This window comes from Rhodococcus baikonurensis, from assembly GCF_040489275.1.
Lineage (GTDB): Bacteria > Actinomycetota > Actinomycetes > Mycobacteriales > Mycobacteriaceae > Rhodococcus_F > Rhodococcus_F baikonurensis.
Genome location: NZ_JBEUOQ010000005.1, coordinates 354,892 through 375,924 on the forward strand (window position 1 = coordinate 354,892; position 21,033 = coordinate 375,924).

Below are 21,033 nucleotides of genomic sequence, written 5' to 3' on the forward strand. Positions count from 1 at the left end.
TGGGATTCTAGTTTCAACATGTGAAACTACGCGAGTAGCGTCGGCATCGTCGAACAGCGTAGAAATCGGAGGGCACCATGACGCAGGCGTCGCGGTTGGACAAGACGGCCGTCTCCCCCAAGGCGTGGACGATGCTCGGAATCGGCGTCGCCGCCCAGGCAGCAGGCACCGTCTTCGTCAGCACCCCCGCCTTCTTGATCCCACTACTGCATTCCGAGCACGGCCTCTCGTTGACGCAGGCCGGAACCCTGGCCGCTGCACCCACTTTCGGCATGGTTCTCACGCTGGTGGCCTGGGGCGCGATGGCCGACAGATTCGGTGAGAAATGGGTCATCTCCATCGGACTCGCGTTGACGGCGATCGCTGCGCTGGCGGCGACAACCACCGACAATTACGCCCTCCTCGGGATCGCGTTCCTGCTGGGCGGCATGGCCGCGGCGAGCACCAACGCTGCCAGTGGACGTGTTGTGGTCGGCTGGTTCCCCAAGGATCGGCGCGGCCTCGCCATGGGTATCCGGCAGATGTCACAGCCCTTGGGCGTGACCATTGCGTCGCTGACCATCCCGACCCTCGCCGCCAACGTCGGCATCGGTTGGGCCGTCGGCCTGTCGGTAGCTCTTAACGGCGTTCTCGCCCTGATCTGCGCTGCCGCATTGGTCAATCCCCCGCGACCGGCGGCGCAGCCCACCGATGTCCCGGTCGAGACGGTCAACCCCTATCGCTCGAACTGGTTCCTCTGGCGCATCCACGTCGTCTCGGCACTGCTGGTGTTTCCGCAGTTCACCCTCTCGACGTTCGGTCTGGTCTGGCTGATCAGCGAACAAGGATGGGATGCTGCGCCCGCGGGACTCCTGATCGGGATCTCCCAGTTCGTGGGCGCGCTCGGACGCATCGTCGTCGGCGTCTGGAGTGACCGTGCCGGAAGCAGAGTAGGCCCCCTGCGGTTGGTTGCCGTCTCTGCATCTGCGGTCATGTTGGCAATGGCGGCGGCCGACGCAGCGCCTTGGGGCGTTCCCGCCCTGATTCTGCTGCTGGCAACCACCGTCAGTGTCGCCGACAACGGTTTGGCGTTCACATCCGTCGCCGAGGCGGCCGGGCCGAAATGGCAAGGAAAAGCGTTGGGCGCACAGAACACCGGGCAGTTCATTGCCGCGTCAGCAGTGGGCCCGGTGGTCGGTGCGCTGATCGGCGCGGTCGGCTACCCGCTCGCCTTCGCGATAGTCGCGGCATTTCCGGCCGCAGCAATCCCCTTGGTGCCCAGCCGAGACCGCGACATCAGCGTCTAGTCCACGATCGGATTCGGTTGCACTGCAGGACCCGTCAGATCGCAATGCGGCTTGCAGGCAACCGAATCCGCTTCCTGAACCGGCTCCACAATCGGAGTACGGATCAGCGCCGCGGCGATCACGGCACCAACCACCAGCAGCGCCACACAGATGTACATCGCGTATCGGAATCCGTCGGAGAAACTCGTCGGATCGACCAGGCTCTCGGCGTCGATCCCCACTAGGGCCGGCAGGGCGGCAACGGCAAGAAGTTGACTCGTCCGGGCAACGGCATTGTTCACACCGGACGCGATTCCCGACTGCTCCACCGGCACCGAGCCGAGCACCGCGGTGGTCAACGGCGCCACCATCACGGCCAGGCCGAGCCCGAACACCAGAACTCCCGGCAGCACGACGGTCAGGTACGACGCATCCGGGCCGATCCGCGTCATCAACACCAAACCCACCGCGGCAACGGCGGGCCCGACCGTCATCGGCAATCGCGGTCCGTGCGTCTGCGCGTAACTGCCCGCGCGCGAAGACAACAGCAGCAATGCCAAGGTGATCGGCACCGTTGCGACGCCGGCAGCCACCGGCGAGTACCCCGCAACCAATTGCAATTGGAGCACGAGCAGGAAGAACACACCGCCCAGCGCCGCATAGACCGCAAGGGTCACCAGATTGGCCGCAACGAACATCCGCGAACGAAACAGGGACGGCGGCACCAACGCACTCGGCGATCGACGTTCCACCACAACGAACAGGCACAGCGTGAGCACCCCGACCAGCCCGACTATCGGGTTGACTTCGATCAGCCCGTACGTCAGCGCGCCGAGACCGACTACTGCGCAGGCAGATCCGACCACGTCCAGGTGCTCGGGCGGATGCGGGTCGCGGCTCTCCGGTACGTGGCGCACCGCTGCCCACACCACCACGATCGCCAACGGAATATTGAGCAGGAACACAGATCGCCATCCCGCCACTTCCACCAACCAACCACCGAAAAGCGGACCGACAGCGCCGGCGACGCCACCCAAGCCCGACCACAAGCCGATGGCCGCGCCGCGGTCCTCCTCGCGAAGTGACGCGGAAATGATGGCAAGGCTGCCAGGCGTCAAGAGCGCAGCTCCTACTCCCTGCAGGATCCGTGCAATCACCAGAAACGTGATGTCTGGTGCTATTCCGCACAGCAACGACGCGACCGCGAACCAGACCGTCCCCCACACGAATACCCGTCGCCGACCCCACCGATCGCCGAGAGCGCCACCGAGGAGTATCAGCGATGCCAACGCCAAGGTGTAGCCGCTGAGCGTCCATTGCAGTCCGGCGACACCGGAATCCAAGTCTTCACCGATGTGCGGCAGAGCAATGTTGACGACGGTGCCGTCGAGGAGAGCCATGCTGGAGCCGAGAACGGTGGCGGCGACAACCCAACGCCCACGTCTCGACGCGAGCGCCAGTGGTTCCGTCATCGCTCCATGGTGCGCCCTCACGCGCAATCGCGAAAGAGCGCGCGGAAATTCAGTCGATCTGGCGGCGATGTGCCCAACGCGTCAGCGCATTGCGATTGGACTGCTGAGTCTTTCGCAGAACGTTCGATGCGTGAGTCTCGACGGTCTTCACGGAAATCACCAGGTCCTCGGCGATTTCACGGTAGGTGTACCCACGTGCCAGCAATCTGAGCACTTCGAGTTCTCGCGGAGTGAGCGAGTCGAGTTCCGGATCGAGTTGCGGCTCCGGTGCATTGGAGCGTCCGGTGAAGGAGTCCAGTACGAAGCCTGCCAGGCGCGGCCCGAACACCGCGTCACCACCGGCAACGCGTCGCACGCCCTCGGCAAGTTCGGATCCCGAGATCGTCTTGGTCACGTATCCGCGCGCACCGCCGCGGATTACCGCGATCACGTCTTCAGCGGCATCGGAAACGCTGAGCGCCAAGCACACCGGGCCGGAATCGATTCCGCGCAGAACTGCCACTCCGCCACCGTCAGGCATGTGGACATCGAGCAGAACGACATGCGGCTTCGTCGAGTTGATACCCGCGATCGCCTCCGCGACGCCACCTGCTTCACCGACGACGTCCATGTCTGCCTCGCGCGAGAGTTCCGCCCTCACCCCGGAGCGGAACACTGCATGATCGTCGACAAGAAATACGCGGTACGGGGGCGGCGCAAGCGAAGTCACTGGGGCTGTTCCTCGGGGTTGTCGACACGGTCAGCAGTCTGGTCCCACTTTAGAGCAGAGTCACCCAGCGGCATGTGCACGCGGATCTCGGTGCCCTTTCCGATGTCGGATCGAACCACGACGCGGCCACCGCGCCGCTCGATGCGACCACGAATCGACTTGGCCAGCCCCTGGCGATCCTCCGGCACCGCGTCGACGTCGAATCCGACGCCGCGATCACGAACGAACACACTGACCTGGTCGCCCTCGACCTCGGCGAACAGATTGATTTCCATCTCCCCCGAGTGCTTTGCCGAGTTCACGAGAGCTTCACGCGTCGCCCCGAGGAGCGCGGTGAACGCCTCCTTCGGCAGACCGTTCTCCACGCCTTCACCTTCGAGTTGTACGTCGCCGACCGTGACGGGACGGACCGTGACACCGTGCTGGTCTTCCACTTCACCGGCGATGATCTTCAGGCCTTCCGTCAGGCTCGTGTGATCGATGTCGCCGCCACTGAACAACCATTTGCGCAGTTCGCGTTCCTGGCCGCGGGCCAGGCGCGCCACCTCTTGCGGGTTGTCGGACTGCTTCTGAATCAGAGCCAACGTCTGAAGTACGGAGTCGTGCAGATGCGACGCGATCTCTTCACGTTCGTCGTTGCGAATGCGGGCCGCACGCTCGGCGCCGAGAGCTCTCCACATCCGCAGCCACAGCGGCACCGTCAACAAACCGACACCGATCAGCGTCACGACCACGGCCAACAGGGACGAGCGGAGTGCTTCGAGGTCGACCTGTGCAAGGACGACAACGCCAAGACCCAAAATGATCAAGGTGGCTCCCCCGACCACCCGCGCCCACGTGAGAACGGTAGGCCGCTGCGGCAAGCCGATGACGGTACGGGGACCGTCGGAATCGAACTCGCGCCACACCAAGGCAGCACCGATCGCGACGACGAAGAACGGCGCGAGCACCGAACCAGCCGTGCCACTGAACAACCAGGACAACGCAGCAGCGCCGCCCAAGCCGAGGGCGATCAATCCGTACGCCCTCTGCCGCTCGGCTGCGGACGGTTTCTGCGTGTCCGTGCCGGCGGAGGTGAAGATCCAGAGAGCGCCGTAAATCACGATGCCGGACCCGGCCATCGCCGCCAGAATCGCGAAAGCCACTCGCACTTTCAGGACGTCGATACCGAGATGATCGGCAATACCGCCCGCGACACCGGCGACGATTCGACCGCCAGCGCGTCGCTCCAACTTTCGCAGCGGAACGCCGCCCGGGATGGGCACACCCTTCTTCATGGGTACGGCAGACGCCGGTACCCCGTTGACGGGTGGGCCTCCCGGAAACCCGGGAGCGGGACCGCTCACGAACGGTGGAGCTGACAGATATTGCACATAGTCGATACTGGCACGAACCACGCAGACACACATCAGGGTCCAACCCTGAATCAGGGCGCCACCCTCACCCGCGATCACCACAAAGATCAGGGTTGGCCCTGATGCGCGGAGGCCGCCCCGGAAGCCAGGATTGATTCATGAACAATCCGACTTTCCAAGAACAGATCCAGGATCTGTGGCGGACCCGCCCCGTGCGTCTGCCGGCACAAGGTCACGTGGCCGGGGTATGCGCCGGAATCGGATACCGGTACGGCATCGACCCCATTCTGGTACGCGTGGCCTTTGTCGCCTCCACCATTTTCGGCGGCTCAGGCATCCTTCTCTACCTCGCGGGCTGGTTGGTGCTCGCCCGCGCCGGTGACGGATCGTCTCCCGCTCAGTCGTTGATGGGCCGCGGACACAGTTCCGATTCCAGTACCAAGACCATCGTCTTGTTGGTGGCTCTCGCCATCGCGGCCACGACCGTCGGGCCCGTCGGCGTCGGTCTGGGTGGCTCCGGACTGATCGGGCTGATCCTGATGGTCGGCGGCCTGTGGCTGCTCTACCAGCGAGCGCCCGTCCCGCCTGCACTGCCGCAGAACACGTCGCCGTACGTCGGCGCGGGTACCGCGTATCCAGGAACCGGATTCACGCCTGGTCCGTTCACTCCCGGATACTTCGCACCCAATCAGCCGCCCGTGTACACGCCGTACACCAAACTCCCCGACAGCTACGTGCCCGAGGAACGGCCGGTCGAACAGTCGCAGCAGTCACCGCAATCCCAGGCCGGTCATCCGACGATCGACCTGTCGAAGGACCCCGGCGCTTCGCCCGCCACCAATCCGACCGAGGTGATCGGCGAGGCCGCCATCACACCGCCCTCCTGGGATCCGCTCGGTGTTGCTCCGTTCGCCTGGGATCTCCCGGACCCGGCAGTCAAGGCCACGCCGCTGCTGCCGTTGCCACCGCGTAAGCGTCGCTCGCGTTGGACGCTGACAGTGCTCGGACTCTCGATCATCGTCGCCGCCGTCACCGGGGCTGCGGGCGCGGCAACCGGCAACGACTGGTTCACTCCTGGCCGAGTCGGCGCGGTCGGGTTGGCCGTCATCGCCATCGGTCTGATTCTCGGAGCATTCTTCCGAAAGGGATACGGCCTGCTGGTCGTCACCGGACCGCTCGTGGGCTTCGTACTGCTTGCCTCGTTGGTCTACCCCATAGAGTTCGACGCCTCGGGTGAGCAAAGGTGGACTCCGGCAACAGCTTCCGAGTTGGATCCGTCGTACTCGGGAGCCTTCGGCAGCTTCACTCTCGACCTCAACGGGGTCACGTTCACCGAGGACAAGACCATCGACGTCGCGGCGTCGTTCGGCGAGTTCACCGTCATGGTGCCGCCAACCGTCAACGTCAAGAACAGTTGCACCGTCGTCATGGGTGACGGATCCGGTTGCCTCGACGGCGGGGTACACCCGGGTCGTGAAGCGAGACCGGATTCGCCCACACTGACCATCAACGCCAAAGCCACGTTCGGCAGTCTGAAGGTGACGCAATCATGAGCGAGTACGACGAGACGACAGACCATGACGAGACCCGAGAGTCCAAGCGCCCCTCGGCACTTCTGCTGATCGCAGGACTGGCCGCACTGTTGGTCAGCGTGTGGGCGTTGGTCGGGCCGTTCTCCCTGGCGCCGGCAGCGAACATTCAATTCCGTTGGCTGTTCGTCGGTGCCGCCGTCGTGGCAGGACTACTGCTGGTGATTCTGCCGAATCGGCGCAACCGAAAGTAACTGCTGTGCGCCTTTATTAACCGCGGGGGTTAATAAAGGCGCACAGTAGTTTTTACTCCCACTCGATAGTTCCCGGCGGCTTGCTCGTCACGTCGAGGACTACGCGGTTCACGTCCGCAACCTCGTTGGTGATTCGAGTCGAGATGCGCTCGAGGGTCTCGTACGGCAGACGGGTCCAGTCCGCGGTCATCGCGTCTTCACTCGAGACCGGACGCAGCACGATCGGATGACCGTACGTCCGGCCGTCACCCTGCACGCCCACGCTGCGGACGTCGGCGAGGAGAACCACCGGGCACTGCCAGATCGTTCCGTCCAAGCCTGCAGACGTAAGCTCTTCGCGCGCAATGGAATCTGCCTGACGCAGAATCTCGAGGCGATCGCGGGTGACCTCACCGATGATGCGGATACCGAGTCCGGGACCGGGGAACGGCTGGCGTCCGACGATCTCTTCCGGCAGGCCGAGTTCGCGGCCCACTGCACGGACCTCGTCCTTGAACAGCAGACGCAGCGGTTCGACCAATTTGAACTGCAGGTCTTCCGGCAGTCCGCCGACGTTGTGATGGCTCTTGATGTTTGCGGTTCCCGTGCCGCCGCCGGACTCCACGACGTCCGGGTAGAGCGTGCCCTGGACCAGGAAGTCGACGGTCGCACCGTGAGATGCGTTCTCGCCCAGAACATCACTGACCGCGCCTTCGAAGCTGCGGATGAACTCGCGGCCGATGATCTTGCGCTTGGTCTCGGGATCGGTGACCCCTGCCAGCTCACCGATGAAGGTGTCAGCGGCATCCACGGTGATCAGGCGCGCACCGGTTGCCGCGACGAAGTCCTGCTCGACCTGTGTGCGCTCACCAGCACGCATCAAACCGTGATCGACGAAGACACATGTCAACCGGTCGCCGATTGCACGCTGAACCAAAGCCGCAGCGACAGCGGAGTCGACACCACCGGACAGACCACAGATGGCGTGTCCATCGCCGACCTGCTCGCGAACCTGCTCGATCAGCGCATCGGCGATGTTCGACGCCGTCCACGCTGCCGGGATACCGGCGATCTCGTGCAGGAAGCGACTCAGGACCTGCTGACCGTGCGGCGAATGCAGAACCTCGGGGTGGTACTGCACACCGGCGAGCTTGCGGGCGCGATCCTCGAACGCCGCGACGGGAGCGCCATCACTGGTCGCGGTCACCTCGAAGCCGGAAGGCGCTTCGGTGACGGCGTCGCCGTGACTCATCCACACCGGCTGCGTCGCGGGAAGTCCGTCGTGCAGCAACCCACCGGATACCGCGATGTCGGTACGGCCGTATTCACGGGTGCCGGTCTCGGCAACGGTGCCGCCGAGGGCGCCTGCCATGGCCTGGAATCCGTAGCAGATTCCGAAAACCGGGATGTCGTGATCGAAAAGTGCGGGATCGAGCTTGGGAGCACCGTCTGCGTAGACACTCGAGGGCCCACCCGAGAGCACAACAGCCAAGGGGTTCTTGGCCACGATCTCCTCGACGGTCGTGGTGTGCGGAATCACCTCCGAGTAGACCTTGGCTTCGCGAACTCGCCGTGCGATCAACTGCGCGTACTGCGCTCCGAAGTCGACGACAAGAACTGGTCTCTGCTGCTCGATATCTGCCACAGGTGCAGTCTAATCGCCGCGGCCAGCGCTTCTGCGCATGCATGGACTCGGCCCGCTCCTCGACCGAGTGAGCGCGAGGTACGTCACTACACAGGCCGACTCTCAGAACTGCGAGGCGACCTCGCGCTGATCTAGACCACCGTCCAGGTCAACGACGCCCCAATCACCCGCACCTTAGCTTCGGCAATCAAATCAGCGACATCATCGCAGGCCAGGGCCCGAAATAGACGAAGGGTGAATTTTCTGGACGTTTGACCGATTCGCCTGAACCAAACGTCCAGTAAAGGTAATCTCGCCCGTCAAGTGATCAGGATCACGATCGCAAACGGCCGGCGCCGCCGAACGGCGCTCACCTCGAGGAGGACCTGTGCGTCGATTCATACGACGACTCGCCATACCTGTCGCGGCTGTGACGGCTGCCGCCGGACTTCTAGTCCTCGGCACGCCGGCCACTGCTGACGAAGCTCCGCCCACCAGCTTCACCGGCACGACCGACAACCTGATCTTCACGAAGAGTGTCATCGGGAACGCGGCAGTTCACCCGGGCGACACCGTCACGTACAAGACCGAGATCAAGCACAACGAAAGCGGCATCGAACGGTCGATCGCAAAGATCCGTGACATCCCGCCCGCTGGATTCGTCCTCGTGCCGGGCAGCGCCAAGGCCACCTACCTGGGTGTGACCACCCGGGCCACCATCAGCAACGAATCGGATGGCGGAGTCTCCGCGAAGTGCTCGAGCGGATGCACCTTCCTGGTCGGTGGATTCGTCGTCAAGAAGAACCAATCCGTGACACTGGAAGCGACCTACACGGTCCCCGTCGCAACGGCCTTCGGTACGTACGACAGCGGCATGCTCTTCGACGTCAACGCCTTCAGCACGCAGCAGGGCCTCAACCCGATCAACGTCAATGTCCAGGTCGTCGACCCGTCTGTCGCCACCGGGACCACACTGGTTGCACCGGCAACGGCGAAGGTCGGCACTCCTGTCGACCTGACCGCGACAGTTGCGCCGTCCGACGCGACGGGCACCGTCCAGTTCAAGGACGGCGGAAACGACATCGGCTCACCCGTCCCGGTTGCCACCGGTAGCGCCACCCTTTCCCACACCTTCGACAGCGTCGGCACCCACGACATCACCGCCGCCTACAACGCCGGTCCGGGATTCCACAGCTCGACCTCCGGAGTCCAGACCGTCGACGTCTCCGCGGACACCACCACCACGATCTCGGCTCCGAACGCCGCATTGGTCGGTGACAGCATCACCGTGAGCGCCGTCGTCACACCGGCGAACGCCGTGGGCACGGTGCAGTTCAAGGACGGCGACACCAACCTCGGCGCACCGGTGGCCGTGGTCGACGGAACGGCTTCCCTGACCCGCAGCTACGACGCTTCCGGCACGCACATCTTCACCGCAGTCTTCACCGGCGAGGCCGGCTACGGCGATTCAGTGTCCACCGCAACTCAACTCGACGTCAGCGATCCCGACTGGGGAACCACGACCACAGTTGTCGAACCGCTCACAGCAGTGGTCGGTGAACCGACCAACCTTTCGGCCACCGTCTCCCCCATCCCGAGCAGCGGAACCGTGACGTTCAAGGTCGACGGCACCGAGGTCGGTACCGCACCGGTCGGCACGGGTGACGGCGTCGCGATCCTCCCGCACACCTTCGCGTCAGCCGGTGCCGCAGCCGTGGTTGCCGAGTTCTCCGGCGGAACCGGATTCGTCGGCTCCACGTCCACGTCGTTCACGGTGAACGTGACCGATCCCGAGCCTGCCCGCGCGGACACCACGACGATCCTGACTGTCAGCGGCGCCGCTCAGGTCGGAAAGGCATTGCAGCTCAAGGCCACCGTTGCACCCGGAACATCAAACGGAATGATCCAGTTCAAGTCCGGCACGACGCCCATCGGCGCACCCGTTGCCGTCGTCAACGGAGTCGCGACACTCACGCACACCTTCGACGACGAAGGAACATTCGGCCTCACTGCCAACTTCGTCGGCGACGCCGGTTGGAAGAACTCCGTCTCCGGCCCGACGGTCGTGCAGGTCGGCACCGCACCGACCGACGGCGGCGGCACCGGAAGCCTGGACACCGGTTCACTGAGCGGCCTGATCCCGCTCTTCGGAAGCTAGTCCCCCACATCAGCTTTGGACACCACTCCCGTACCAAGCTCAGGAGAATCCATGTTCGTGTATTCCAGACGCCGCATCGCGGCGCCGATCGCCGCCACGGCACTCGCCAGTGGCGTCATCCTCGCGGGAATCCCCGCATCAGCAGCACCGGTGACGACAACTTTCGGAACGAGTTGCCTCGCAACCCCGTCCGCTGTCGCCGGTCCGACCACGCAGTCCCAGTCCGGTTCGGTCATCGTCGACGCACCGGAGAGCGTCGGAGCCGGTGAGACCTTCGAGGTCACCATCCAACCCGGCCCCATCGCCTTCCCTGGATCCGCTTCGGGGGCCACCGTCCAGAACGTCTCCCGTATCAAGGTCGACGTCGATGTTCCCGCGAACGCCACCCTGGTGGAAGCCACCATCGTCCCCGGTACTTCGGCTGGGCTCAGCGGTGTCGCGCCGAACATCCTGCGCGTCAACGAGAACGGCAACGTCGATCCCAACGGAACGATTCTGCGCCTCTCCGGAAACAACCAGGTCATCGGAAACAGCCCGAGCTCGAGCATCAACTCCGAGGGCGGCATCGTCGTCAAGGCGACCGGTAAGAACGTCGACGGTTCCAATAACGCCGACGGCTACACGCAGTTCCAGCTCCCCCAGGTCAAGGCAATTCTCAAGGCCGGTGATTCAGGGGACGTCGCGATGAAGGTACGCACCGGCGGCAGCGCAGGAGCGTGGAACAACGATCGCAACTTCCTCACGTTCCTCCCCAAGGCCACCTTGGTCATCACCGCCTGGGCACCCACGCGATGCACCCCGCGTGACGCCGAGAACGGTCCGCTCAACAGCGGCGCAGGCCCCCTCGCCACGACGCGGATCATCGAGGCGGACAAGGCAACCACCACCACGGTGGTCGGGCCGGCCAATGCCAAGAACGGAACCCCCGTCACTCTGTCGGCCAACGTGAGCGGCGGCGCGACCGGTGGAACCGTCCAGTTCTTCGACGGCGACAACCCCCTCGGAGACGCGGCGCCGGTAACGGCTGGATCGGCCAGCATCTCCCCGACCTTCACCGAGGACGGACCGCACTCCATCACCGCGAGCTACAGCGGCGCCCCCGGGTTCCTGGCGTCGACGTCGGCGTCGGCCAAGATCGTGACCGTCACGACCGATGCACCGCCGGACGCCGTGACCACGACGGCCACGGTGTCGCCGTCGACCGCAAAGGTCGGACAGGACGTCAATCTGACCGCCAAGGTCGATCCGCAGGGTACCGGCGGCACCGTCGACTTCATCGTCGACGGCACCGAAACGGTCAGTGCCACGGTCGGAACCGACGGAGTTGCCATCGCTCCGTACACCTTCGCCTCGACCGGAACGCACAAGGTTGTCGCGAAGTTCACGGGCTCACCAGGATTCGCGCCGTCCGCTGCCCCGGCATTCCCGGTCAGTGTGACGACTCCGGCTCCGGCCGACGTCGAGACGACCACGGTCCTCGACGCCGTCGGAACTGTTCAGAAGAACACCCCGGTGACGCTCAAGGCAACGATCGATCCGGCCGGAGCCTCGGGCAAGGTCCAGTTCAAGATCGGTGACACCCTCATCGGTGGACCGGTCGATGTGGTCAACGGTGTCGCAACGGTACCGGCGACGTTCTACAACTCCGGGACCTACAGTGTCACTGCAGAATTCGTGGGCGCTGCGGGCTACACGTCCTCGGCATCCGCGCCGCAGACCCTGACTGTCCCCGGTGATACCGACGGCGGACCCGGCGGCGGAACCGGCAGCCTCGACCTCGGCACTCTCTTCGGATCGCTGGGCGGCTGACAAGGTGGGCTGACGATCTGAAACTGCAAAAGGGGCGTGCCGTCGAATCCTCGACGACACGCCCCTTTTTCGGTTCTCGGTGAACTATCCGGCTGCAGGCTCCACCGGAACAGCAGTGGCCGTCTTGCCGCCGGTGATCTTCACGATCGGCAGAACCAGCGCGGCCGGAGCCGACGCCGGCACGACGGGCGACTTGGGTGCAATCGGTGCCAAGCGTTCGTAGCCGCTGCCCTGGGCGGGACGCAGGTCGGTCTCCCCCTTGTTCGGCCACAGCGACGCCGAGCGCTCGGCCTGGGCGGCAATGGTCAGCGACGGATTCACGCCGAGATTGGCCGAGACCGCTGCACCGTCGACGACGCTGAGCGTCGGGTAGCCGTACACCCGGTGGTACGGATCGATGACGCCGTGATCGGAATCCGACGCGATAGCGCAACCGCCGAGGAAGTGCGCCGTCAGCGGAACGTTGAAGATCTCGCCCCACGTGCCGCCCGCGACGCCGTCGATCTTCTCGGCAACTCGACGCGTCGCCTCGTTACCCTCCGGAATCCACGTCGGGTTCGGCTGACCGTGGCCCTGCTTGCTGGTGACCTTGCGTCGACCGAACAGGCCCTTCTTCGTGTACGTGGTGATGGAGTTGTCGAGGTTCTGCATGACGAGCGCGATGATCGTGCGCTCACTCCAGTCCTTGACCGTCAACATGCGCAACATCTGGTACGGGTTCTTCGCGACCACACCGAGGAACTTGATCCACCGGGGTGTCTTGCCGCCGCCATCGGTCATCAAGGTCTGCAACAGGCCCATCGCGTTCGATCCCTTGCCGTAGCGGACCGGCTCGATGTGGGTGTCGCTGCTCGGGTGGAACGACGACGTGATCGCCACTCCGCGGGTCAGGTCGAGAGCAGGATCGACCTTGTACTTGCCTGCGCCGACGATGGATTCGGAGTTCGTTCGAGTCAGCTCGCCGAGCTTGTCGGAGAGCTTGGGCAGCGCTCCGGTGTCCTTCATGTCGAAGAGCAGATGCTGAGTGCCCCACGTTCCGGCCGCGAGAATGACGTTCGCAGCTGTGTAGGTGCGGCGGTTCTTGCGTCCGAATGCACCGGTTCGCTCGGTGAACACGTCCCACGAACCGTCGCGAGCCTCGCGTAGTCCGGACACGGTGGTCATCGGAATGATCTCGGCGCCGGCTGTCTCGGCAAGGCCCAGATAGTTCTTGAGCAGAGTGTTCTTCGCTCCGTGACGGCAGCCCGTCATGCACTCGCCGCACTCGATGCAACCGGTGCGCTCGGGTCCGACGCCGCCGAAGTACGGGTCCTTCGCCTTCTTGCCCGGCTCACCGAAGTAGACGCCGACGGGCGTCTGGATGAACGTGTCACCGACGCCCATGTCGTCGGCGACCGACTTCATGATCTCGTCAGCGGGCGTCATGTGCGGATTCTGAACGACGCCGAGCATCTTCTGAGCCTGCTCGTAGTACGGCGTGAGTTCACTGCGCCAGTCGGTGATGTGAGCCCACTGCTTGTCCTGGAAGAACGGCTCCGGCGGCTGGTAAAGCGTGTTGGCGTAGTTCAACGATCCACCGCCGACACCCGCGCCCGCGAGAATGAGGCAGTCGCGCAGCAGGTGTACGCGCTGAATGCCGAAACAACCCAGTTTCGGAGCCCAGAGGAACTTCTTGAGATCCCAACTGGTCTTCGCGAAATCTTCGTCGGCATACCGTCGGCCGGCTTCGATGACGCCGACCTTGTAGCCCTTCTCCACGAGACGAAGCGCACTCACGCTTCCGCCGAACCCGGATCCGACGATCAGTACGTCGTAGTCCGTTGCCCGTTGCTTGCCCATCAGGACACCTCCACCGTGAACCGTAGTTACCCGCCAGTATGCACCTATCCCTTGTGACTACCACCACAAGGGGCCTCATAAGCGTAACCACAAGTATCAGGAACGGGAGAAAGTCCTGCACAACGAACTGTGGCCCCGGTTCACGAAGAACCGGGGCCACAGAACGGTACAAACTACGCGCGGACGGTCAATCCGACCTTCTGGAACTCCTTGAGATCGGAGTATCCGGCCTTGGCCATCGACCGACGGAGACCACCGACGAAGTTCAGCGAACCGTACGGATCATCCGAAGGACCGCTCAGAACCTGATCCAGGCTCGGACGCTCACCGTAGGAAACCGGAAGAAGCGCTCCACGCGGAACCGAAGGATGAGCCGCAGCGGACGGCCAGTACCAGCCGCCACCCGGCGCCTCGGCGGACACCGCCAGCGGCGTGCCCAGAACAGCAGCGTCGGCACCGCAGGCGATTGCCTTCGCCAGATCACCCGACGTTGCGATGTCACCGTCGGCGATGACGTGGACGTAGCGTCCACCCGTCTCGTCGAGGTAGTCGCGCCTGGCTGCTGCAGCATCGGCGATGGCCGTGGCCATCGGAACCCCGATACCCAGGACCTCACCGGTGGTGGTTGCACCCTCGGTGGAGCCGTATCCGACGATGACACCGGCAGCGCCGGTACGCATCAGGTGCAGCGCAGTGCGGTGGTCACTGACCCCACCCGCGACAACCGGAACGTCCAGTTCGGAGATGAACGTCTTGAGGTTGAGCGGTTCCTGCTCGGTGTGCACGACGTGCTCCGCCGAGATGATCGTGCCGTGGACGACCAGCAGGTCGATTCCGGCCTTGATCAGCTCGGGTGTCAGCGCGCGCGCATTCTGCGGGCTGACGCGAACGGCAGTGGTGACCCCGGAATCACGGACCTGCGCGACCGCAGCGGCCAGAAGACCGGACTGCAGCGGCGCCGCGTGCAACTCCTGCAGGTAACGGATGGCCGCGTCGACGCCACCGTCCTTCTCGGCGATCTCGACGAGACGCCGGAGCTTCTCCTCGACATCGGGGTGACGGCCCCACAGGCCTTCACCGTTGATGACACCGAGTCCGCCGCGCTTACCCAGCTCGATCGCGAAGGTCGGCGAGACCAACGCGTCGGTGGGATGTGCGAGGACGGGAATGTCGAACCTGTAAGCGTCGAGCTGCCAAGCAGTCGACACCTCCTTCGACGAACGGGTTCGCCGGGAGGGAACGATGTTCACATCGTCCAACTCGTAGGTACGTCGGGCCGTTCGACCCATGCCGATCTCAACGAGGTCGCGCACGCGCGCCCCTTTCTCGTGTACTGGTTGCTAACGAGCGGTGTAGTTGGGTGCTTCGACAGTCATCGTGATGTCGTGCGGATGGCTTTCCTTCAAGCCGGCCGCCGTGATCTGGACGAACTGAGCGTTCTGCAGGTGCTCGATCGTCGCCGACCCCGTGTAACCCATGGCAGCGCGCAGACCACCGGTGAGCTGATGCGTCACCTGGGAGAGCGGGCCACGGAACGGAACGCGTCCTTCGATGCCTTCCGGAACCAACTTGTCCTCGGAAAGTACGTCGTCCTGGAAGTACCGGTCCTTGGAGTACGACTTGGCCTCGCCACGCGACTGCATCGCCCCGAGCGAACCCATGCCGCGGTAGCTCTTGAACTGCTTGCCGCCGACCAGAATCAGTTCGCCGGGCGATTCAGCGGTACCGGCCAGGAGCGAGCCCAGCATGGCCGTCGACGCACCCGCGGCGAGGGCCTTCGCGATGTCACCGGAGAACTGGAGTCCACCGTCGGCGATGACGGGCACACCGAGCGGCTTGCACGCGGCAACCGCTTCCAGGATGGCCGTGACCTGAGGGGCGCCGACACCGGCGATGACGCGAGTGGTGCAGATGGAACCAGGGCCGACTCCGACCTTCACGGCATCGACGCCGGCCTCGACCAGTGCCAGGGCACCAGCGCGCGTAGCGACATTGCCACCGATGATCTGAACCCGCTCGCCCAGTTCACGCTTGAGCTTGGCGATCATGTCGAGAACGTTGGACGAATGCCCGTGTGCACTGTCCACCACCAGTACGTCGACACCGGCATCGGTGAGCGCCATCGCACGCTGGAAGGCGTCGTCACCGGCACCCACTGCAGCGCCGACGAGCAGCCGACCGTCACGGTCCTTGGTGGCGTCCGGATGCTGCTCGGTCTTGACGAAGTCCTTGACCGTGATCAGGCCGGTGAGCTTGCCGTTGCCGTCGACGATAGGCAGCTTCTCGATCTTGTGCCGACGGAGAAGGCCCAGTGCTACGTCCGCGGTGACGCCTTCCTGAGCGGTGATCAACGGCATCTTGGTCATGATCTCGACGACCGGACGATTCTGGTCGACCTCGAAACGCATGTCACGGTTCGTGACGATGCCGACCAGCTGGCCGGCGTCGTCGGTGACCGGGAGACCCGAGATGCGGAAGCGAGCGCACTTCGCGTCGACCTCACCCATCGTGTCGGTCGGCTTACACGTGACGGGGTCGGTCACCATGCCGGCCTCGGAGCGCTTGACGGTCTCGACCTGTCCTGCCTGAACCTCGACGGACGAGTTGCGGTGCAGAACTCCCATACCGCCGGCGCGCGCCATCGCAATGGCCATGCGCGACTCGGTGACAGTGTCCATCGCAGAGCTGACCAACGGAATCCGCAGACGGATGTCGCGGGTCAGTTGACTGGACGTGTCGACCTGGCTCGGGATGACGTCGGACGCGGCAGGCAACAGCAGCACGTCGTCGTATGTCAGTCCCAGCATCGCGACCTTGTTGGGGTCGTCTCCTCCGGTGTGTACATGTCCTGCAGAACTACTCATGCGGTCAGGACCCTCCATGGACCTAGATTCGCCCAGGGCGACCGCTGTAGCAGCCGCCTCGAAACGGATTACGAAAAGCTGGATATCGGATAGAAGGCGCCTACACGGAAAGAAATTCCTGGCACCTTTTCCCGGCGTTGCACACCATGGTATCGGCTCACTCAAAGGTCCGAACCATCCCACCCACGCTGCGGGTACGCGTAACAAGTGGCGCTGACCCCCCTGACCTGCGTACCGTGGTGCTGTGCGTGATCAACTGCCCCCCGGTCTGCCGCCAGATCCCTTCGCCGGCGACCCAGCTGACCCCTCCGCGGCTCTCGATGCCATCGAGCCGGGTCAACCACTCGACTCCCATGAACGCCAAGCGGTCGAGGAGGATCTCGCTGACCTCGCCGTTTACGAGGCACTCCTCGCTCACCGCGGCATCCGCGGTCTCGTAGTGTGCTGCGAGGACTGCCAACAAGATCATTACCACGACTGGGACATGCTGCGCGCAAACCTGCTGCAGCTCCTCGTGGACGGAACCGTCCGCCCCCACGAGCCCGCCTACGACCCGATGCCTGAGGCATATGTCACGTGGGACTACTGCCGCGGATACGCCGACGCGTCGATGAACGAGGCGATGCACGGCGACGGTTTCGACAGCTGAGCGAAACCCCACCGAGTTCATACGAAAGTGGCCGACAAGCAATTGCTTGTCGGCCACTTTCGTTTGACTCGGATCGGAACGATGCGATCAGGGCGGGGGTGACGAAGAATCACCCGACGGCGACGAGGCCGGGGCCAGTGAGGTCGTTGTCGTGGTTGTGGTCGTCGTTGTCGTGGTAGTTGCCGTGGGCGACGATGACGGTGTGGACGACGCCGCACTTGGCCCAGGCGCTTGCATGATTCCAGGGTCGGGCGTTGTCGTCGTGGTTGCGCCGCCAGGCTGCTGAGGGTTGGCCGGGTTGACAGAAGTCCCCGGAATCGCCGTGGGCGAGGTGGCAAGCGAGGACTGCTGATCGGTCGTCAGCGGCGGCGCCAAGGGTGACGTGGTCTCCTGGACCTGCGTCATCAACTTGCCCCAACGCTCGACGAGGTCGGTCTTGTCCTGCGAGTCCTTGACCGCATCGGCACGGTGAGCTGCGTTGTCCAGCACCATCTTTGCCGCGGGAATGTCCCCGGCAGCCAACAGACGCTCGGCCTTCTCGAGCTCGGATGTCGTGTCGATCTTCGCAACCGTCGAGTTGGCCTCGTCGGCGAAGACGACCTGCTTGACGCCCCAGAGGGCATCGCCGGGCTGGGCGTCGTACGCCATCGCCGTGGCTCCACCGAAGACCACTGCTGCGACAGCTGCTGCGGCGGCGATCGGGCGGACCACGCGCAGTCGGGAACGGGAACGCTGACGATCGGAGAAGCCGGACGGCGTCGCTGTGATTGCAGCGATGACATCGTCCAACAACGGACCCTCGGGCATCGGAGTCGCAACGACATCGTCACGCCATTGCGAGAGAATCAACGCAAGTTCGTACTGTTCGGTGCTATCGGTTGCTACCGGTCCACCACTCGAAATGGATTCGATCAGCGCATCGTCACGCCGAACCGCAGCCAAGTCCACTGGCGTACCGTCGTCGGCGAGATCACCGAGATTCGAAGCGTCACGCCCCTCGTCTCTAGCCAAAGCTCTCACCTGCTTTCGTCACTTCTTTTTTCAGTTTCGCGATCGCCCTGTGCTGAGCGACTCGTACAGCTCCGGCGGTACTACCGACGGCGACGGCCGTTTCCTCGGCCGACATCCCGACCACCAGGCGAAGTATCAAGATTTCTCGATGCTTCTCCGGAAGTGTGCCGAGCAGTTCGTGCATCTGTCTGCTGGACTCCGAATCAAGTGCTCGTTGTTCGGGACCATCATCCAGTGCTATTACATCCGGTACTTCGGAAACGGGCTCCGACTTGTTACGGGCGGAGCTTCGATGTGCGTCCGCAACCTTGTGTGCCGCAATTCCGTACACAAAGGCCATGAACGGGCGTCCCTGGTCCTGATAACGCGGCAGCGCGGTCATCACGGCCAGACACACTTCCTGTGCGACGTCGTCAGCGGACAGGTGTCCCCGCTCGGCCGCACCCACTCGACCGCGGCAGTAGCGCACCACCATCGGTCGGATGTTCTCCAGAACCAAAGCTAGAGCTGTACGGTCGCCCTGCGCAGCAGCGGCGACCGCGGTGTCCAACTCATCGCTCGTATTTGTCATCGTCAGCGAAAATCCTGGCGTTACAGTGGCACCTCCCGAGCGGGTGTGCTCCCGCTCTCAGCGGAACCCTCTAAGAGTAACCATCCGGACCGGCTGGTCTCCGCATGCCCGCCCAGCAGTCGCGATAACGAAACAGCCCTGCGGGAATCGTTCGCAGGCGACTTCGGCGGAGCAATTACGACAAAGGTAGGAGTAATCCACCGCGCATCGCGATCAGATCGCCGATCTCACGAGCGCTCGGCGAGGTCCTCCCACCACTCACGCCCTCGATCAACAACGACGACGCCCAGGCCAGGGGCAGCAGACCGTATCGCTGACACCGCGCAAGCACATCCGTCGCCAACTCCACGGCCGCGCTTGGGTCTGTTCCGGTCAAAGTGGCACTGAGCAGTAGATCCGACTTCACGCGGTGCCGGACAGACTCCGATTCCCCCGACAATTCGACGGCGCGTTCTGCGTGTCTGCCTGCGCGCGCGAAGTCACCTCCCGCCAGTGCGAGTTCCGCCGAGACCCATTCGATCCGAATTTCCTGCCGCCACAGCCCGGCCTCTTCACCCAGACGCGCCCGACACTGCGCCAGCAGGCGCCAGCCGAGCGGGAGCCGGCCACAGCCGAGCGCATCCGCAGCCAGACCGGTCAGAGCGTCACAGGCGGCCTCTGGATCGTCTTGCAGGCCGCCGACGATCGCCAGTGCGCGACCGTCCCACGTCGACGCGAGTGCATGGCGTCCGCTCTGGCGAAGAAACGACGCCCTCGTGCTGGCAGACAGAGAGGCAAGGACTCGATCCGAATGCGCCGAGAACCCCGAAGTGCGCCGATCCAGGACATCCAATGCGGCCCGCGCTCGGGCGTAATGCCCCTGCCCACCCAGAACCACTGCTGTTGTCCACCACTCCCGGGTGATACTCGGCACCGGGAGGCGGTCGAGATCCGGATCCGCCCCGAACGCGGCGGACTCGAGAGTGCTTGGACGTGCAGCTGCTTGAGAGGGCACAAATGATCCGGTGGGCGCAGATGGTCCAGGGGGCGCAGGTGTCGACACAGGTAGATCATGGCAGCAGCACCGCCAGACAAGCGCTCGACCGATGCCGAAAATCGCACAGAAACACGAAATGGCAAGTTTGTCGGAGTTAATCAGATATTCAACTGAGATTTGCCGAATGTACTCGTAATGATATTTAACGGGCATATATCCGTGACGTTAACTGTGCATTACTTATTGGACAGATGTCCTAGTTGAAACTTGGGCACTAAGTCCCGAAATGGCGCACTATCCCGCCTGCGCAATATCGGACAAATGACGCAAACCGAGCCGAATGACTGAGTGATTTCGCCGGGCGATCAGCAGCAAACATATCCCTGATCTGTGGGTTTCGCATCTCGAGCAGCCAGGCTCGCCGCCCACCACCTCGATCGACGCGATATCAACATCGCCACAGCACAACGCATGAGGGGCCCGAAATGTAAATATATACTTCGTTAACTCTCGTATTTCGATATATGCCGATCGCCACTGAACGAGCCTATTGACGCGATTTACTCAGCACCCTTACGGTTAGCAAGCGTGAACGATTCAGAAGGCCCGGATAACCTCCGGGCAACTTGGTCCGCTCGTTGATCAACGCGAGCTTGCAGTAAGGAGTCAACATGCCTGCACCGAATCACCTTCCAGGCCCCAACGCAGACATCTGGGACTGGCAGATGCACGGTCTGTGCCGCGGAGTCGACTCCTCCATGTTCTTCCATCCCGATGGCGAACGCGGTAGAGCACGTGCCCAGCGCGAAACCCGCGCAAAAGAGATGTGCCGTCAGTGCCCGGTACTGATGCAGTGCCGCAGCCACGCGCTGACCGTCGCCGAGCCGTACGGCATCTGGGGAGGAATGTCGGAAACCGAACGTGAACTACATGCGCGCCACCGTCGCACCACCCGCATAGCTTCCTGAT

17 protein-coding genes are annotated in these 21,033 nt (G+C 63.8%); 7 read left to right on the top strand and 10 right to left on the bottom strand.

The genetic code is table 11. The features are described 5' to 3' along the window. The first annotated feature begins 77 nt into the window (after positions 1–77). Positions 78–1,286, top strand: coding sequence for an MFS transporter (locus tag ABWI03_RS15040; RefSeq protein ID WP_298778585.1), 1,209 nt, complete (start codon positions 78–80; stop codon positions 1,284–1,286). Here ABWI03_RS15040 and ABWI03_RS15045 read toward each other — a convergent pair. From ABWI03_RS15045 to ABWI03_RS15055, 3 genes are read right to left on the bottom strand one after another with little or no spacing between them, the layout of a single operon-like run. After that, positions 1,283–2,737 carry an MFS transporter gene (locus tag ABWI03_RS15045; RefSeq protein WP_298778588.1) on the bottom strand — a complete coding sequence of 485 codons (1,455 nt, stop codon included), beginning with the start codon at positions 2,735–2,737 and terminating at the stop codon, positions 1,283–1,285. The two genes, ABWI03_RS15040 and ABWI03_RS15045, sit on opposite strands and share 4 nt — an antisense overlap. Positions 2,738–2,786: 49 nt before the next feature. Next, positions 2,787–3,446 carry a response regulator gene (locus ABWI03_RS15050; protein WP_003940972.1) on the bottom strand — a complete coding sequence of 220 codons (660 nt, stop codon included), beginning with the start codon at positions 3,444–3,446 and terminating at the stop codon, positions 2,787–2,789. Then, entirely contained in the window at positions 3,443–4,723 is a 1,281-nt protein-coding gene (locus ABWI03_RS15055; RefSeq protein ID WP_095969254.1) for an ATP-binding protein, read from the bottom strand. The genes ABWI03_RS15050 and ABWI03_RS15055 overlap by 4 nt, the downstream gene beginning before the upstream one ends. Before the next feature lie 236 nt (positions 4,724–4,959). On the opposite strand from ABWI03_RS15055, the gene ABWI03_RS15060 reads away from it, so the two are divergent. Both ABWI03_RS15060 and ABWI03_RS15065 read left to right on the top strand, forming a co-directional pair. Beyond that, complete coding sequence (locus ABWI03_RS15060) at positions 4,960–6,354, top strand: PspC domain-containing protein (RefSeq protein ID WP_298778592.1); 1,395 nt, start codon at positions 4,960–4,962, stop codon at positions 6,352–6,354. After that, positions 6,351–6,584: a hypothetical protein gene (locus ABWI03_RS15065; RefSeq protein WP_019747594.1), complete on the top strand. Its 234-nt coding sequence runs from the start codon at positions 6,351–6,353 to the stop codon at positions 6,582–6,584. Before ABWI03_RS15060 ends, ABWI03_RS15065 begins: the two co-directional genes overlap by 4 nt. A gap of 52 nt (positions 6,585–6,636) precedes the next feature. Here ABWI03_RS15065 and guaA read toward each other — a convergent pair whose 3' ends face one another. Then, positions 6,637–8,208, bottom strand: coding sequence for a glutamine-hydrolyzing GMP synthase (gene guaA / locus ABWI03_RS15070; protein WP_020969072.1), 1,572 nt, complete (start codon positions 8,206–8,208; stop codon positions 6,637–6,639). Positions 8,209–8,575: 367 nt separating this feature from the next. On the opposite strand from guaA, the gene ABWI03_RS15075 reads away from it, so the two are divergent. After that, a complete protein-coding gene (locus ABWI03_RS15075; protein ID WP_298778599.1) occupies positions 8,576–10,345 on the top strand; it encodes an Ig-like domain-containing protein in 1,770 nt (589 codons plus the stop codon). A gap of 51 nt (positions 10,346–10,396) precedes the next feature. Further along, on the top strand, positions 10,397–12,154 hold the full coding sequence (locus tag ABWI03_RS15080) for an Ig-like domain-containing protein (protein WP_166810891.1): 1,758 nt from the start codon (positions 10,397–10,399) through the stop codon (positions 12,152–12,154). Between the two features lie 84 nt (positions 12,155–12,238). On the opposite strand, the gene ABWI03_RS15085 is transcribed toward ABWI03_RS15080, so the two are convergent. The 3 genes from ABWI03_RS15085 to guaB form a co-directional block, all read right to left on the bottom strand. Then, positions 12,239–13,993: a GMC oxidoreductase gene (locus ABWI03_RS15085; RefSeq protein WP_124566531.1), complete on the bottom strand. Its 1,755-nt coding sequence runs from the start codon at positions 13,991–13,993 to the stop codon at positions 12,239–12,241. 173 nt (positions 13,994–14,166) lie between these two features. Next, positions 14,167–15,306 carry a GuaB3 family IMP dehydrogenase-related protein gene (locus tag ABWI03_RS15090; protein ID WP_124566532.1) on the bottom strand — a complete coding sequence of 380 codons (1,140 nt, stop codon included), beginning with the start codon at positions 15,304–15,306 and terminating at the stop codon, positions 14,167–14,169. 27 nt (positions 15,307–15,333) lie between these two features. Further along, a complete protein-coding gene (gene guaB, locus ABWI03_RS15095; protein WP_020723641.1) occupies positions 15,334–16,857 on the bottom strand; it encodes an IMP dehydrogenase in 1,524 nt (507 codons plus the stop codon). 244 nt (positions 16,858–17,101) lie between these two features. Between guaB and ABWI03_RS15100 the strand changes: the two genes are divergently transcribed. After that, the gene (locus ABWI03_RS15100) at positions 17,102–17,506 is read left to right on the top strand and encodes a DUF5319 domain-containing protein (RefSeq protein ID WP_095968927.1); all 405 of its coding nucleotides are present in this window, start codon (positions 17,102–17,104) and stop codon (positions 17,504–17,506) included. Positions 17,507–17,593: 87 nt separating this feature from the next. On the opposite strand, the gene ABWI03_RS15105 is transcribed toward ABWI03_RS15100, so the two are convergent. The 3 genes from ABWI03_RS15105 to ABWI03_RS15115 all read right to left on the bottom strand — a co-directional run bounded on the left by ABWI03_RS15105 (position 17,594) and on the right by ABWI03_RS15115 (position 20,082). Beyond that, positions 17,594–18,526, bottom strand: coding sequence for an anti-sigma-D factor RsdA (locus ABWI03_RS15105; protein ID WP_435054136.1), 933 nt, complete (start codon positions 18,524–18,526; stop codon positions 17,594–17,596). After that, positions 18,510–19,088, bottom strand: a complete 579-nt coding sequence (locus tag ABWI03_RS15110) for a sigma-70 family RNA polymerase sigma factor (RefSeq protein ID WP_003940953.1) — start codon at positions 19,086–19,088, stop codon at positions 18,510–18,512. Before ABWI03_RS15110 ends, ABWI03_RS15105 begins: the two co-directional genes overlap by 17 nt. 175 nt (positions 19,089–19,263) lie before the next feature. Beyond that, complete coding sequence (locus ABWI03_RS15115; RefSeq protein WP_298778609.1) at positions 19,264–20,082, bottom strand: hypothetical protein; 819 nt, start codon at positions 20,080–20,082, stop codon at positions 19,264–19,266. A 653-nt stretch (positions 20,083–20,735) separates the two neighbouring features. Here ABWI03_RS15115 and ABWI03_RS15120 point away from each other — a divergent pair. Continuing rightward, complete coding sequence (locus ABWI03_RS15120; RefSeq protein WP_003940939.1) at positions 20,736–21,032, top strand: WhiB family transcriptional regulator; 297 nt, start codon at positions 20,736–20,738, stop codon at positions 21,030–21,032. Position 21,033 lies beyond the last annotated feature (1 nt).